The organism is Halomonas sp. 1513, assembly GCA_001971685.1.
Lineage (GTDB): Bacteria > Pseudomonadota > Gammaproteobacteria > Pseudomonadales > Halomonadaceae > Franzmannia.
On record CP019326.1, the window covers coordinates 1,582,058 to 1,596,387 of the forward strand.

Consider the following 14,330-nt stretch of genomic DNA (forward strand, 5'->3'; position numbering starts at 1 on the left):
CATGTCTGTAATACTGAGTATATTGCTGACTTTTCTAGCTTACCTGTTAGCCCTCTGGATGCTGCAACTAGGGCGCCTTCATGTATGGTTAAAGTCTCTGTTGACGTTGATAAAATAAGATCTTTAAATCTAATGGCTTTTTCCTGCGGAGTCGATACGGCACACCCTTTCGCTATTACTGCAAGGGAAATCATGGCAGGTCATTGTAAAAGCTATAAGACTTCACCACTCAGAGACTACTACAATAATTTTCAGCCCTCTTCAGCTAAAGATTTACTTGGTCTAAAAATCGTTAACAATGATCGTCTCTGTGCATTAGATGCATCTTGTGTTACTTTTCCGTGGGATAAAAGTTTTGGTAATAAGATAAGAAGAAAGCGCGATAAAATATCTTTACTCGAGAGTAAGCATAGTCACTTTAACGTACCTGCAAATAGTGGGTGGTTAGCGATAGGTCCTGTGTCTCTTGAAAAAGGTTTGTTTGAATTTAATAGGATTTTTAAATTGATTATTTCATTGAAAAGTAAAGGCTATAAAGAGTCAGTATGTGCTTCTGACCCAATGACTGGGTGTTTGTTGATTGATGGTGATGATTATGCGGTTGTGATTTCTAGTGGCGAGCATAGAGCTGCATGTTTAAGTGCTTTTGGTGTTAAGTATGTAACAGTTCTTATTAGGAAAGTCGTTAATAGAAAATCTGTAGCAACTTGGCCTGCTGTAGTCAAAAAAGATCTTACTGTTGGTGAGTCACTAAAGATATTCGATAGGGTGTTAAATGGTAATCAGCCATTCTCGTTTTATAAATACCAACTTTAGGTGAGTAAAGGAGATGATAAATAAATGGCGCTGAATGGTTATTTCAGTCACTACAATGTGCAGTTATTAATAATATAATAAATTTTTTCATGCTACATTAAATCGGCTCATTTAGGGGCACTGATGATCAGATGAGCTATATGGGTATGATCTTGCCCAACTGAAGTGACCCCCTCCAAAGATGCACAGGCTATAGTCTATAGTGCAGCCATTAGGGGGACAGGATGAGTGATGATAATCCCATCAAGGGATGCTGGTCTCAATGACCAAGCGCAAGTCCGCAGTAGTCATGGATACCTTCAAGAGCAAGACTACGATCGCTGAGGTGACTCACCAGTGCGGCCTCACTGTATCCGAGGTCAAGGGCTGGATCTACGAGGTCCAGGGCAGCATGGTGAATGGGGCCAAGGCTATCCCAAAGGACATCTGCGAACAGTACAAATCCGAGTTGTGGGCAACCAAGGTGGCACTAGGTGAGGCCCACTTGTAGATCTACGCTATTAAAATGTGGCGTCGCCTGCTAGATGAGAACTTTTAAGGTCGCTGTAGGCGGAAACGGTCGAGGAGGGACACGTGGTATCACTGCTCAAGCTTTGTTGGTTGCTGGGGCTTTGCCGGTAGTCGTCGTATTACCGACCCAAGCTGCGATGTCGCGTGATCAATACCGACCTAGGCAGCAGGGTAAAGATACTCTGGAGCGCTTGCCCAACTACGGTTATCATCTCGTGGCGTCGGTGCTGGGTGGGAATTGCAAGCCGATACAGCGCACCTTGCACTTGAATGTCTGGCAAGTGCACAAACAGCCCCAATGCTTCCGGGCCCGCGCCAGGAACTTACCCTAGTAGATTTACGACCTGATGAGTGCAGGGCCACAGGCCTGACACAAGTCTGGTGGGGTAAGGATCAGCGGGCTAGCCTTGCGGTAATCATTGATTCGCCACATTGGGTTGAATTTATCTGCTTTTATTGCTGAGATCAGATAATGGGCTTGTCTTCATCAGCCGGCATTTTACGGTAATGGTGAAGCCCTACGGGCTTATTAAGGAGTTCACGACACGGTACACACCAGAGCAGATTGCAGCGATAAATTTGCGGGCCAAACGGCCTGGCTATCTGGCTATCTGGCTAAGTGCTAGTCAATTACCCAGTACCTGGCATCTAGAGATTAACATTTAAATCTTATAAAAGTTGACTTATGAATAATCTTAGAATATACGTCTTCTCCTACAACAGATATGAGTTCCTTAAGAATTGCGTCGATTCGCTATTAAGAAACTCCTGTGATTCTGAAATCGTAATAGTTGACGATTGTAGTGAAGATCCAGATACTTTGCGGTATTTGAAATTTGTTTCAAATAAATGCCGTATCTTGAAGTCGGATAAATATGATAGCTTTGATATCAATGGCGGGCTTCATGAAAATATGATGGCAGCTTTTAATGATGCGAGAAATGATAGAATAGAATATGTGATTTTTATACAAGATGATATGCAGTTAGTCCGTAAGTTCACTCAATTTGATTTCGCTAACTTTGAAAGGTTTTTTCTTAAAAATGAGAATAGCATGCAACTATCTTTATCATTTTTAAAATCCCATAAGAGGCGAGATTTATTAAGAAATATTTGCGTAGATAAATCCAATATTGCTTATTTAAAAATGGATAATTGCCCTGGTACTAAGTTCTTTTCAGATACTGGTCTATTTAGCGTCGATAGATTTTTTTCATTGTCTGGTGTGATTCTTGATGGAGAGGAAAATAATGAAAGGCATGCTGAAAGTTTGGGTATTAAAATGGGTATCTATATTTATCCTTTAATTATGTGGCTTCCACTTCCGGTTGCGTATAGGTTGAAGAAAAAAAATTACATATTGGTTTTTTTTGAAAAAATTGGCAGAGCTGGCTTTTATCCATATACTGATATCGAAAGCCAAAAGCTAGAGGTTTTATTTAGTAGGAATTTAAATTCCTTGCCTTTTGCAGAAGATTACTTAGAGTGCCCTAAGTTACCCTTATTGGATGTTTGGACTTACGGTGGGGGAGAGTCTTTATTATATGCTCATGGTGGTTGGCGAAAAACGCTGGCTAGGATTTATTCGTTTTGTCAAAAAATGAAAAAAAAGCTTTTCAGTTAATACTTACATATTGTCTGAAGAATTTACTGCCTTACATATAGCGTAGTGTGATTTTTGTTGTGATTATCAGCCTTTTGTGCTTATGCCATTATAGCTTAACATTTTTATAAGTTTTGATTTATAATTAGTTTGCTAGCATTTTATTTCGACGTCCAGAATGTCTATTTGTAACGTAAAAAATAGCCAGTGTAGTGTTAGGCTTGGTATTAATTTAATTCTTCGTTTATGTATTCATGATTGAAATAATCAGGCCGGGTTTTGTCTGACATTAACATATATTCCATATAGGCTTTAGCTCTATGCAAGAAATGAATTGCAAGACTATTAAAATACTAATGCCATTTACACGCTCGATAGTGGGAGGGTCTTTTGTTTCCTCCTCATTACTAGCGAATGCTTTGCAAGTGAACGGGCATAGAGTGATTGCTTTATTTCCTGAGGATGGACCCGCTTCAGAGTTGTTTAAGAACCAGGGTGTCGAAGTTGTTATTGTCGACTTTCCAGGTATTCAGCCATCAACTGGAAAAAAGAGTGTTGTTCAGAATATATTCAAATCCTTCTTACTCTCGGTAAAGGCAGCTGCATATTTAAAATATAATAAATTTGACATCGTACACTGCAATGACGATTCAAGCATTTTGCCTTGGGGGGCAGCCTGTAAGTATAGTAATTTACCATGTGTCTGGCATGTTAGAAGATCAAGAAAGAGCAAGGCTGATTTTTTACGGTCTTTATTAGCGCAAAAAAAAATATTTATATCACACTTCGTTGCTTGCCGTTTTGAAAAAAGTAATGGGAAGGTTGTTTATAACCCTGTTGTTGTGCATTCAGATCCTTTTAAAGAGGCGAGAACAAGAATAAGAAATGAATTAAGTATTTTACCTGAAGATTTTGTGTTAATTCAGGTTGGCCGAGATGATCCCTGCAAACGTCCTGAATGGTCAGTAAAATCACTTGAAGAGTTGTCGCATAAGTTTAGCAACATAAAATTAATAATGCTTGGCGATTTCAGCGAAGATAGAGTAAAAGAGTTGCTTTCTGTTGTTTCTTTCCCCAATCGCGGTAAAGTGTATTTCCCTGGTTGGGTAAAAAATGTCGAAGATTATCTATCTGCCTCGGATGTTTTAATTCATCCGGCTAAAAACGAGCCGTTTGGACGTATATTTATAGAGTCTTTTGCATCCGGCAAGCCAGTAATTGTAACTAACTCTGGAGCTGCTCCTGAAATTGTGACTAACGGTGTTCATGGCTATATTTCTGATGATGATGACTTTTCTAGCTTTGTAGGGAGAATTAATTTGTTAATTGAAAATAACTACTTTGAGTCTTCAGATTTGATTAATTATGCAAGAAGCTTTTCGTTACAAGGGCATGCTTCGGCTATACTTTCTGTGTATAATGAACTTTTGAAGTGACCCCCTTCTGAGCTGCACAGGCTATAGTGCAGCCATCAGGAGGATAGGATGAGTGACGATAACCCCATCAAGCGATGGACCGCCAAGCGCAAGGCCGCCATGGTCATGGACATTTTCAAGGGCAAGACCACGGTCGCTGAGGTAGCTCGCCAGTACGATCTCACTGTCTCCGAGGTCGAGGGCTGGATCGATGAGGCCCAGCGCAACATGGAGAAGGGGTTCAAAGCCCGCCCCAAGGATATCCGTGAGCAGTACGAGTCCGAGCTCCGGGAGACCAAGGAGGCACTGGGCGAGGCCCACCTGCAGATCTACACACTAAAAAAATTCAAGCGCCTGCTCGACGAGGACGAGAACTCGTGAGGTCGCTGCAGGCGCAACTGGCCGAGGAAGGTCACGTGGTATCGCTCGTCAAGCTTTGCCGATGGCTGGGGCTTCCCCGGCGGACCTTGTATTACCGCCCCAAAGCGCGGCGCCGTGTGATCAATACCGAGCTGACCATTAGGGTTAAGCTGGCCCTGGAACGGTTCCCTACCTATGGCTATCGCCGACTGGCGTGCATCCTGGGCGAGAACCGCAAGCCAATCCAGCGCATCCTGCAACTAAAAGGCTGGCAGGTGCGCAAACGGCCTCAGGGTTTCCGACCTCGTGCCAAGAGCTTGCCCTCCATCGCCTCACGGCCTGATGAGCGCTGGGCCACCGATCTGACGCATGTGTGGTGCGGCAAGGATCGGAGGGCCAGCCTGGCGGTGATCATCGACTGCTGCACGCGGGAGATCCTTGGCTGGCGATTATCGGACAACGGCAGCAGCAAGACCGCTGAAGCGGCGCTGGAAGAGGCTCTGGTGCATCGATTCGTCGCACTGGGCCGTATTCATCAGCCGTTGGCCCTTCGCTCCGATAATGGCCTCGTCTTCAGCAGCCGACACTATACGGGGACGGTGAAGGCCTACGGATTCACCCAAGAGTTCACGACGCCCTACACGCCTGAGCAGAACGGGCTCGTTGACCGCTTTTTCCGGTCCTTGAAAGAAGAGTACATTTGGCAACATCGGTTCGACTCGCAGGGCCAGGCCCGAGCGGTCATCAGCCGCTGGATCCGATACTACAACGAAGAGCGGCCACATCAGTCGTTGGGCTATGTGGCACCCCGGGCACACTCGGCATTAGCTGCGTAGGGTGTGCAGAAACCAGGGGGTCATTACAGGGGGTCATTACAATCGCCGGCTCACTGAATATATAGCCGCGAAAGGCGCTGGACTGACGAACACTGCTGGAAAACTATACCGAGGTACTCAACTAATCTGTCTCTAGCCCGAGTTCTATTCAATAATATTGCGGTGGCAAAGCAATCTATCACTGACTATATGATCGGTTAATACAGCAGCCTTAGGTCAAATAAATATAACGATCGATCTTCACCAATTTCAGTAGAAAAAACTACTGGAATGCTCAAAATACCGTTGGAATAACACTTGGCCACTGTGCTTGGATGTCCTAATGTCTTGTTTGGTGGATTAATTGTTCCACGTTCTTATTTACATCTTCAAGTGTTCGGTTGTGCATAAGGTTTTATTATAACTGACTTGTATTTTTTTAGGAGCATTGGGATATAATTTATTCTTGAAAAGTGGGCTTGAAATCATTGTACAGGGTCTTGGTTGTCTATATGGAAAAAATTAAAGTTATGCACATAATATCCTCAGCCGCTTCGGGAGGAGCTGAGGTGTATGTAAAAGATCTTTCTATTGAAATGGTTAAATCTGGCCATAAGGTATTTATTCTTTTTCTCGATAGAGCGTCAGAAACAGGAAGAGATGCCAGTTTTGAAAGAATATTTTTAAAAGAAATTGAAAGCTATGGCATCGAATATGACTTTATAGGCATGGAAGCTCGGAAAAAACCGTGGCGCGGTGTAAGGAAAATCAATCAGGTAGCTGCTAGATTTTCCCCGGATATTGTGCACTGCCATTTGTATTATGCTACCATTTTTTCGCTCTTTGTGAAGAATGCAAAAGTTATTTATACTCATCACAATATTCGTCTTGGTGCTAAATCAGTAATTTATAAGCTGCTGGATATTAAGGTTTCCAGGTATATAGGTATCTGTCTAGCTTGCAAAAATCTTTTAGAAAGTGTTTCCCGTAAGAAGGTTGAGAGAATTGATAACGGCGTGGCACCGGAACGTATAAAAAGACGGATACGAGGCGGTGAAAAGTCGTCTGATGATATGGTGAAATTAATCAGTATCGGAAGGTTGTCTGATCAGAAAAACCTGTCGCTAATGATAACTTCACTAGCCAGATTCGGCGACGGCCATTATCACTTGAAAATAGCCGGTGAAGGCGAATTGCGCGAGAATCTTGAGCAATTGGTACGAGAAAAAGGAATATCAGATCATGTGCAGTTCCTGGGTAATGTTAGCAATGTAGACGAGCTGCTTTACGAAGCCGATGTTTTTGTTATGTCGTCTGCGTGGGAGGGGCTGCCGATTGCGCAGATAGAAGCTACCCTTAGTGGGCTTCCGGTTGTTGTGACCAATGTCGGGGGGTGTGCTGAAATCGTGCACAAGGCATGTAATGGCATTGTTGTCGATGAACTGGATGAAGAGGGTTATGCTGCAGCATTACAGAAAATGTTGACGAATAGTGAGTTGCGTCATTTATTTTCCCAAAACGCGCTTGATTATTCGGGTGATTACTTTATTAAAACTTCTGTCGATAAGCACATTGCCTTATACGAAGAAGCTATAACAGTCTAACGCTGTCCCTTTAGTGAGACATATATGATAACGTCGCTTTTTGTTGTTGTAATGCTTCTACTATCATTTGTATTTTGTTTGATGGTTTCAATTAAGCATCGTTGGCTACTATGGCCGATAATGATTGGTTTTGCGTTTCGTTTGCTTTTAATGGTGCTTAATTACTATGAAATATTCGTGCCGCCGGGTGCAGATGGTGATGCTGTCGTATTTACAAGGAGAGCATATGAATGGTCGCTGCTGAATTGGAATGAACTGTTAGATACTTTTAATTACAGCGCATCGTATGTTTACAGTACCGTTGGTGCAATCTTCTTCAAGGCTTTTGGATATAATAGTTTCGTACTGCCCGTGCTTAATTTTCTCGCAGGCATGATAGGTATCTTCCTTACTGGAATCATGGCGTACCGGCTGTGGGGAAGGAAGCCTGCGGTAATCAGCTCGTATATAATGGCAGTGTTCCCGTTTGCGGCATTTAATTCAATTATCGCGCTGCGTGAGGAGTTTTCAATTGTCGCATTTTTGCTAGGTGTTTATTTTTTCTTGAACTGGGTGTCTGGCAAGGGAGTAATTTGGATCTTTGCAGCGTTTTCCTTATTTGCAGTAGCGCTGATGATTCACCCGGGCTGGATTGGGGCAATGGTCGGCATCGCCTTGTATCTCGCCTATTTCGCATTTAGAACGCTTCTGCATTCGATTAAAGGCGGAGCTACGACACGCCAAGCGGCTAGTAAGTTTTTTTCATCTATTGCGCTTTTTGCGGTAGCCATGACTATTGTCGTGGGTGGCGGTGGCATTAATCTTGCGAAAGGGATTACCATCGGCGGAGAAAATGAGGGGGAAGGGGTAGAAGAGCTGATTGAATCCCGCTTTCAACGTGAAGCGAGAGGTGGCTCCGCTTATCCTGGGTTCGTGGCGCAGGGTAACCCCTACACTCAGCCTTGGTTAATCCCGATGCGCATCGCGTATTTTACTTTTTCGCCGTTTCCTTGGGACTTGCGCAGCCCACGTCAGTTGATGGGGGTCTTGGCATCGGCCATGTATATGTTTCTTGCCTGGCGCTTTTATAAAGGATGGCACCGGATTAAACGCAAGGAAGAGTGTCTTGCGCTGATGTTCATGGCGGGGGCGCTGATATTCGTTTTTGCTATTGGGGTAACCAATGTCGGCACGGCAATACGGCACCGTACGAAGTTTCTCGCAATATGTACGCTGCTTGCCGCTTCGTCTTTCGATAAATTGACAATCCGCTTGAGAAGGCATTGATTCGTGGATCTACTTATCATCGCAGGCAATGCGCGTTCCCTGATCGCCAACCGTGGGGACTTGGTAAAAGAGATGCAGGCGCGAGGGCTTGTTGTGGCAGCTGCAGTGCCCACTGCCGACTATCTCCCGGAGGTCGAAGGGTTAGGCATCGAGATCCATCCGATCGAGATGGGACGTACCGGTATCAACCCGGTGCATGATATCAAGACGCTGTGGTCGCTATATCGCCTGATACGCCAGCTGAGGCCCAAGGCGGTATTTGGCTACACCATTAAGCCGGTGGTGTATGGCAGCCTTGCTGCCAAGGCGGCAGGGGTGCCACGCATCTATTCGATGATTACCGGCCTGGGCCATGTGTTCACTACGCAAAGTGCCAAGAATCGGCGCCTGCAGAAGGTGGTGTCGCTGCTCTACCGGGCCGGACTTGCCTGCAATGATCGGGTTTTCTTCCAGAATCCAGACGACCTCAAAGAGTTCACCGAGCGCGGAATTCTGCGCGATAACGGCAAGGCCGTACGCACCTACGGGTCGGGCGTGGATATGCAGCGCTTTGCGCCTACGCCATTGCCAGAGGGTGCTTTGACGTTTCTCTTCATCGGGCGGCTGTTGACCGAGAAAGGTGTCGCAGAGTTCTGCGCGGCCGCAGGCCAACTGCATGCCGAGCACCCCTCGACCCGATTTATCGCGGTAGGCCCGCATGATCCCAACCTGCCCCATTCATGCGCTGCAAAGGATTTGCAGCGCTGGAAGGCTGAAGGCTGTGTGGAGTTCGTGGGAGGCGTTGCCGATGTGCGCCCATGGATAGCGCAGTGCTCAGTGTTCGTGCTGCCGTCGTATCGCGAAGGAACGCCACGCTCGGTTCTCGAGGCGATGAGCATGCGCCGGCCGATCATCACCAGCGATGCGCCGGGCTGTCGTGAAACGGTGGAGGACGGCGTGAATGGCTTTTTGGTGGCGCCGCGCGCCAGTGGGCCGCTATTCAAGGCGATGCGGCGTTTTGTCGAGGAGCCGCGGCTAGTGCCGCAGATGGCCGAGGCGTCGCGCACGTTGGTTGAGCGTCATTATGACGTTCGCAAGGTAAATAGCGTCATTCTCAAGGCTATGGAGTTGGCATGAGAGAGGGTATCAAGCGATTTATCGATATCATCGTCAGTGGCGCCGGCTTGATCGTATCAACACCACTGCTGGTATTAGTAGCGGCGTTGATCAAGTTGGACAGTCCGGGGCCGGTGTTTTTCATGCAGCCGCGTGCCGGGCGTAATGAACAGCCCTTCAGTATCTTCAAGTTCCGTACCATGCGGCATCGCGCACCTGACACCATCGACCAGCAACAGGAACAGGTGGTTAGCGCTGGCCACGATCCACGTATTACCCGGGTAGGCCGCTTCATACGTGCCACTAGCCTCGATGAATTGCCCCAGCTGATCAATATCCTCAAAGGCGACATGAGTGTCGTCGGCCCACGTCCGGTGCTGATGGAACAGACCGAAGTGGTGCCACCGGGCTACAAGATACGCTTCAGTGTTCGCCCAGGCTTGACCGGGCTTGCCCAGGTCAAAGGCCGGCGCAGCCTCGGCTGGCTGCAGCAACTGGCCTACGACGCCGAATACGTCCAGAAACGGGGGCTGGCGCTGGATCTCAAGATCCTGCTGATGACGGTGAGGGTAGTGGTGCTCGGCAGTGGGATCTACGGTGAGCCGGGGCTCAACTGGCGGACGTACCGTGACCGACTGAACGGCGAGCCTCCGCGCGACAGTGATGTCGAGGAGGCGATGCGATGAGCCGACTCAATTTCATGATGATAACCGCCAGCCCCGATGTGGCGTCGTTCATCGAGCAGCACGGCGTGGCCCGCATTTTCATGGATCAGGAGGTGCTCGGCAAGGCCGAGCGTCAAGGGCATCTTGATACCCACAAGGCGGCTCACTCACTCGAGGAGATCGCCGCGGTAGCCTCCGTTATCAAGCGCGCAGAGCTGATGGTGCGGCTCAACCCCTTGTATGCCTCGACCCGCCAGGAGGTCGACGATGCCATCGCGCATGGCGCCCAACGCTTGATGCTTCCGATGTTCTATTCGCGTGCCGAAGTGGAGCGCTTCCTGGTTATCGTCAACGGGCGTGTCCCGGTCACGTTTCTTGCGGAGACGGCCGCATCGCTGGTGAGGCTGCCCGACTGGCTAGGCTTGCTTACGCCGGGGTTCGACGAAGTACACGTCGGCCTTAATGATCTCTCCTTGAGCATGGGGCTGGGCTTCCTCTTCGAGCCGATGGCAGCACGCTTGTTGGACCCCATCGCAGCGGTGCTCAACCACGCCGGTGTAGCGTGGGGGGTTGGCGGCGTCGCACGCATCGGACAGGGCGAGCTGCCTGCCGAAGTCGTGCTCGGTGAGCACGTTCGCCTCGGCTCGCAGTGGATCATCCTGTCGCGGGCATTCCACGCCGGGGCCGCCACATCCGCTGGCCTGCTCGAGACACTCGACTTCCCGGGCGAGATTGGCAAGCTGCGCCAGGCCGAGGCGCAGTGGCGCAGCGCTAACGAGTCTGCGCTGCTCGACAATCAGCGCCAACTAGCCGACTGCGCCTACCGCTTGGGCAACCCGGGAGGTGCATGATGCCGCCTCGCCCCATCCGTCGCGTGCTTTATCTCCAGAAAGCCGAGGTGATTGGCCAACAGCGAACGCTGGTCACCAGCGCCTTGCGTGCAGCGCTGCCGGAGGTGGAGGTCGTCTTTGCCGATAGTGCCGAAGCGGTGCCACGGCACGCCAACATCGATGTGGTGATTACCCCGACGCTGCCGTGGCTGCCCGACGCACTGGCACGCCTGGACAGCTACCGCTGGATCCACTTTCTTTCCGCCGGTGTGGAGAAAATCTGGTCGATGGATTTCGACAAGTCCTCGATCTGGATGACCAAGAGCAGCGGCGTGCACGGTGCGCCGATGAGCGAGTACGCCATCGGGGCCATGCTCTACTTCACCAAGCAGTTTGGTCGCTTTCATGATCAGGCTCGGCAGGCGCTGTGGCAGCGCAGCTGGTTGGGTGAACTGACTGGCAGCCAACTGACGGTGCTCGGACTGGGTCACATTGGCCAATGCCTTGCTCGGCGCGCCAAGGCGTTTGATATGCAGGTGGTGGGCACGCAGCGAACACCTCGCGCGGTAGCCGGCGTTGACCGCAGCGTGGCGCTCGACGACATCGGGCCCGAGCTGGCGTGCAGCGATTTTTTGGTGGTCTGCCTGCCGCTGACTCAGGCCACCCGTGGGGTGGTGAATGATCAACTGTTGGCCCAGCTCAAGCCCGGCGCCGTGCTGGTTGATATCTCGCGTGGCGGAGTGGTGAACGGCGAGGCACTGCTGCGGGCCTTGGACAGCGGCACGCTGAGTGGCGCCGCCTTGGATGTCTTCGAGCAGCAGCCGTTACCCGTCGACTCGCCGCTATGGAAACGCAGTGATCTGCTGATCACGCCGCATGTCTCGGGTACCACACCGCTTTATCTCGACAGAGCACTGGCTGTGTTCATCGAGAACCTACGTGCCTATCAGCAAGGCAACCCCCTCCCCACAGCGGTGAACATCGATGCCGGATACTGACACGCCGCAAGGCAAGATACTGGTCACAGGGGGCGCGGGATACATTGGCTCCCACACCTCACTGGTTCTTCTGCAGGCGGGGTATGAGGTCCTCGTGCTGGATAATCTCATCAACGCCTCGCAGGAGGCACTGCACCGCGTTGAGCAGATTGGCGAGCGGGCCTTGACCTTCATCGAGGGCGATGTTCGTGACCGCGCTTGCCTGGACGAGCTCTTCAGCGAGCACGCTATCCATGCAGTGATCCATTTCGCGGGCTTGAAGGCGGTGGGCGAGAGCGTCGACCAGCCCTTGGCCTATTACGAGACCAACGTGGCAGGCACGATCGCGCTCTGCCAGGCCATGCAGCAGGCCGGGGTTTTCCGCTTGGTGTTCAGCTCGTCGGCCACGGTCTATGGGCCCGACGCGCCGGTGCCGTACCACGAGAGCATGCCGCGTGGCCGCACGTCCAACCCCTATGGCACTTCCAAGGCGATGGTAGAGCAAGTGCTTGAGGATATGGCTCGCAGTGATCGGCGCTGGTCGGTGGCGTTGCTGCGTTATTTCAACCCGATCGGAGCACATCCTTCTGGCCGACTGGGCGAGGATCCGCAAGGCATTCCCAATAACCTGTTGCCCTTCATTGCCCAGGTGGCGGTGGGACGAAGACCGTCGTTGACGGTCTTCGGCAATGACTACGCCACCGCGGATGGCACCTGCGTCAGAGATTACCTGCACGTCATGGATCTTGCGGAGGGCCATGTCAGTGCGCTGAATCGCCTGAACGAGCCCGGCACGCATGCCTACAACCTGGGTACCGGCCAGGGGCTATCGGTGCTGGAGGTGGTGGCAGCATTCGAGCGTATCAGCGAGCGAGCGATTCCTTACCAGTTTGCGCCACGCCGTGAAGGCGATCTGGCGGCGTTCTGGGCTGACCCTCACAAGGCCCGGGAGGAGTTGGGCTGGCAGGCCCGACGAGGCCTGGATGACATGCTGGCCGACACCTGGCGCTGGCAGCGTCAGAACCCCCAAGGGTATCGCAGCGAGATCAACATCACGTCAAAAAGGACATCGCAATGCTGAGCATGGATAACGTTCGTTTGGGAGTCATCGGTCTAGGCTACGTGGGCTTGCCGCTCGCCGTGGAGTTCGGCAAGGTCATGCCCACGGTGGGCTTCGATATCAACGCCAAGCGCATCGGTGAGCTGCGCGATGGGATCGATCAGACCCTCGAGGTGGAGCCCGAGCTGCTCGCGCAGTCGACGCAGCTGAGCTTCGCCAGCGAGCTCGAAGCACTGCGCCACTGCAACATCTATATCGTTACCGTGCCAACGCCGATCGATAGCAGTCGCCGCCCCGACCTGACCCCGCTGATCAAGGCCAGTGAAAGCCTGGGCCAGGTGGTGGCCAAGGGGGATATCGTAATCTTTGAGTCGACGGTCTATCCGGGGGCGACCGAAGAGGATTGCATACCGGTGATCGAGCGAGTTTCGGGACTTGTCTATAACCGTGATTTTTTCGCCGGCTATAGCCCCGAGCGCATCAACCCAGGCGACAAAGAGCACCGGGTGACCACCATCAAGAAAGTGACGGCGGGTTCTACGCCGGAGGTGGCCGACTTCGTCGATGCGCTGTATCAGCGTGTGATCACGGCCGGCACCCATAAGGCGAGCTCGATTGCGGTGGCCGAGGCGGCCAAGGTCATCGAAAATACCCAGCGAGACGTCAACATCGCCCTGATCAATGAACTCTCGATGATCTTCAACCGATTGGGGCTGGATACCGAGGAAGTGCTCGAGGCGGCAGGGACTAAATGGAATTTCCTGCCGTTCCGTCCCGGTCTGGTGGGCGGGCACTGCATCGGTGTGGACCCCTACTACCTCACCCATAAGGCGCAGCAGGTGGGTTACCACCCTGAAGTGATTCTCTCCGGAAGGCGCATCAATGACGGCATGGGCGCCTACGTGGCAGCGCAGTTGATCAAGCAGATGATCAAGAGCCGAATCCACGTCGAGAAAGCCCGCGTGCTGGTGATGGGGCTGACTTTCAAGGAGAACTGCCCCGATCTTCGCAACACCCGGGTCATCGATATCTTCAAGGAGCTGGATGACTTTCATATCCAGGTCGACGTCTATGACCCGCATGTCAGCAAGGATGAAGCCGAGCGTGAGTACGCCATCCGGCCTATCGAGGCACCGGAGCATGGAGCCTACGACGCCATGATCCTCGCCGTGGCGCACCGTGAGTTCCGTGAGCTGGGAGTGACGGCCATTCGTGCCTGGGGTAAGCCGCAACACGTGCTCTACGACCTCAAGTATCTGCTTCCCAAGGGGCAGGCCGACCTGCGTCTGTGAGGCATTGCGGCGAGTTAGCATT

The 14,330-nt window shown here is 50.9% G+C and carries 11 protein-coding genes and 1 pseudogene; all 12 read left to right on the forward strand.

Features of this window, described 5'->3' with window-relative positions; translation table 11 throughout:
• The first annotated feature begins 1,066 nt into the window (after positions 1-1,066).
• The 12 genes and pseudogenes from BWR19_07225 to BWR19_07280 all read left to right on the forward strand — a co-directional run bounded on the left by BWR19_07225 (position 1,067) and on the right by BWR19_07280 (position 14,308).
• Positions 1,067-1,306 carry a hypothetical protein gene (locus BWR19_07225; GenBank protein APX92737.1) on the forward strand — a complete coding sequence of 80 codons (240 nt, stop codon included), beginning with the start codon at positions 1,067-1,069 and terminating at the stop codon, positions 1,304-1,306.
• A gap of 705 nt (positions 1,307-2,011) precedes the next feature.
• Positions 2,012-2,950 carry a hypothetical protein gene (locus tag BWR19_07230; protein APX92738.1) on the forward strand — a complete coding sequence of 313 codons (939 nt, stop codon included), beginning with the start codon at positions 2,012-2,014 and terminating at the stop codon, positions 2,948-2,950.
• 335 nt (positions 2,951-3,285) lie between these two features.
• Positions 3,286-4,365, forward strand: coding sequence for a hypothetical protein (locus tag BWR19_07235; GenBank protein ID APX92739.1), 1,080 nt, complete (start codon positions 3,286-3,288; stop codon positions 4,363-4,365).
• Between the two features lie 48 nt (positions 4,366-4,413).
• Positions 4,414-4,725 carry a transposase gene (locus tag BWR19_07240; protein APX92740.1) on the forward strand — a complete coding sequence of 104 codons (312 nt, stop codon included), beginning with the start codon at positions 4,414-4,416 and terminating at the stop codon, positions 4,723-4,725.
• The gene (locus BWR19_07245; protein APX92741.1) at positions 4,722-5,540 is read left to right on the forward strand and encodes a transposase; all 819 of its coding nucleotides are present in this window, start codon (positions 4,722-4,724) and stop codon (positions 5,538-5,540) included. The genes BWR19_07240 and BWR19_07245 overlap by 4 nt, the downstream gene beginning before the upstream one ends.
• 548 nt (positions 5,541-6,088) lie before the next feature.
• Positions 6,089-7,123: a hypothetical protein gene (locus tag BWR19_07250; GenBank protein APX92742.1), complete on the forward strand. Its 1,035-nt coding sequence runs from the start codon at positions 6,089-6,091 to the stop codon at positions 7,121-7,123.
• 1,176 nt (positions 7,124-8,299) lie between these two features.
• Positions 8,300-9,505 (forward strand): annotated as a pseudogene (locus tag BWR19_07255) (glycosyltransferase family 1 protein).
• On the forward strand, positions 9,502-10,170 hold the full coding sequence (locus BWR19_07260) for a sugar transferase (GenBank protein ID APX92743.1): 669 nt from the start codon (positions 9,502-9,504) through the stop codon (positions 10,168-10,170). The pseudogene BWR19_07255 and the gene BWR19_07260 overlap by 4 nt, the downstream one beginning before the upstream one ends.
• Positions 10,167-11,000, forward strand: a complete 834-nt coding sequence (locus BWR19_07265) for a hypothetical protein (GenBank protein ID APX92744.1) — start codon at positions 10,167-10,169, stop codon at positions 10,998-11,000. Before BWR19_07260 ends, BWR19_07265 begins: the two co-directional genes overlap by 4 nt.
• Positions 11,000-11,977 (forward strand): hydroxyacid dehydrogenase, encoded by a 978-nt coding sequence (locus BWR19_07270; GenBank protein ID APX92745.1) that lies wholly within the window; start codon positions 11,000-11,002, stop codon positions 11,975-11,977. Before BWR19_07265 ends, BWR19_07270 begins: the two co-directional genes overlap by 1 nt.
• The gene (locus BWR19_07275; GenBank protein ID APX92746.1) at positions 11,964-13,037 is read left to right on the forward strand and encodes a UDP-glucose 4-epimerase GalE; all 1,074 of its coding nucleotides are present in this window, start codon (positions 11,964-11,966) and stop codon (positions 13,035-13,037) included. The genes BWR19_07270 and BWR19_07275 overlap by 14 nt, the downstream gene beginning before the upstream one ends.
• Positions 13,034-14,308, forward strand: coding sequence for a Vi polysaccharide biosynthesis protein VipA/TviB (locus BWR19_07280; protein APX94936.1), 1,275 nt, complete (start codon positions 13,034-13,036; stop codon positions 14,306-14,308). The genes BWR19_07275 and BWR19_07280 overlap by 4 nt, the downstream gene beginning before the upstream one ends.
• The last annotated feature ends 22 nt before the right edge of the window (positions 14,309-14,330 follow it).

What these genes read in the sequence shown, in the direction of transcription:
- BWR19_07260 (APX92743.1), top strand. Translation starts at nt 9,502, where the DNA reads ATGAGAGAGGGTATCAAGCGATTTATCGATATCATCGTCAGTGGCGCC.
- BWR19_07240 (APX92740.1), top strand. Translation starts at nt 4,414, where the DNA reads ATGAGTGACGATAACCCCATCAAGCGATGGACCGCCAAGCGCAAGGCC.
- BWR19_07230 (APX92738.1), top strand. Translation starts at nt 2,012, where the DNA reads ATGAATAATCTTAGAATATACGTCTTCTCCTACAACAGATATGAGTTC.
- BWR19_07270 (APX92745.1), top strand. Translation starts at nt 11,000, where the DNA reads ATGCCGCCTCGCCCCATCCGTCGCGTGCTTTATCTCCAGAAAGCCGAG.
- BWR19_07235 (APX92739.1), top strand. Translation starts at nt 3,286, where the DNA reads ATGCCATTTACACGCTCGATAGTGGGAGGGTCTTTTGTTTCCTCCTCA.
- BWR19_07275 (APX92746.1), top strand. Translation starts at nt 11,964, where the DNA reads ATGCCGGATACTGACACGCCGCAAGGCAAGATACTGGTCACAGGGGGC.
- BWR19_07265 (APX92744.1), top strand. Translation starts at nt 10,167, where the DNA reads ATGAGCCGACTCAATTTCATGATGATAACCGCCAGCCCCGATGTGGCG.
- BWR19_07225 (APX92737.1), top strand. Translation starts at nt 1,067, where the DNA reads ATGCTGGTCTCAATGACCAAGCGCAAGTCCGCAGTAGTCATGGATACC.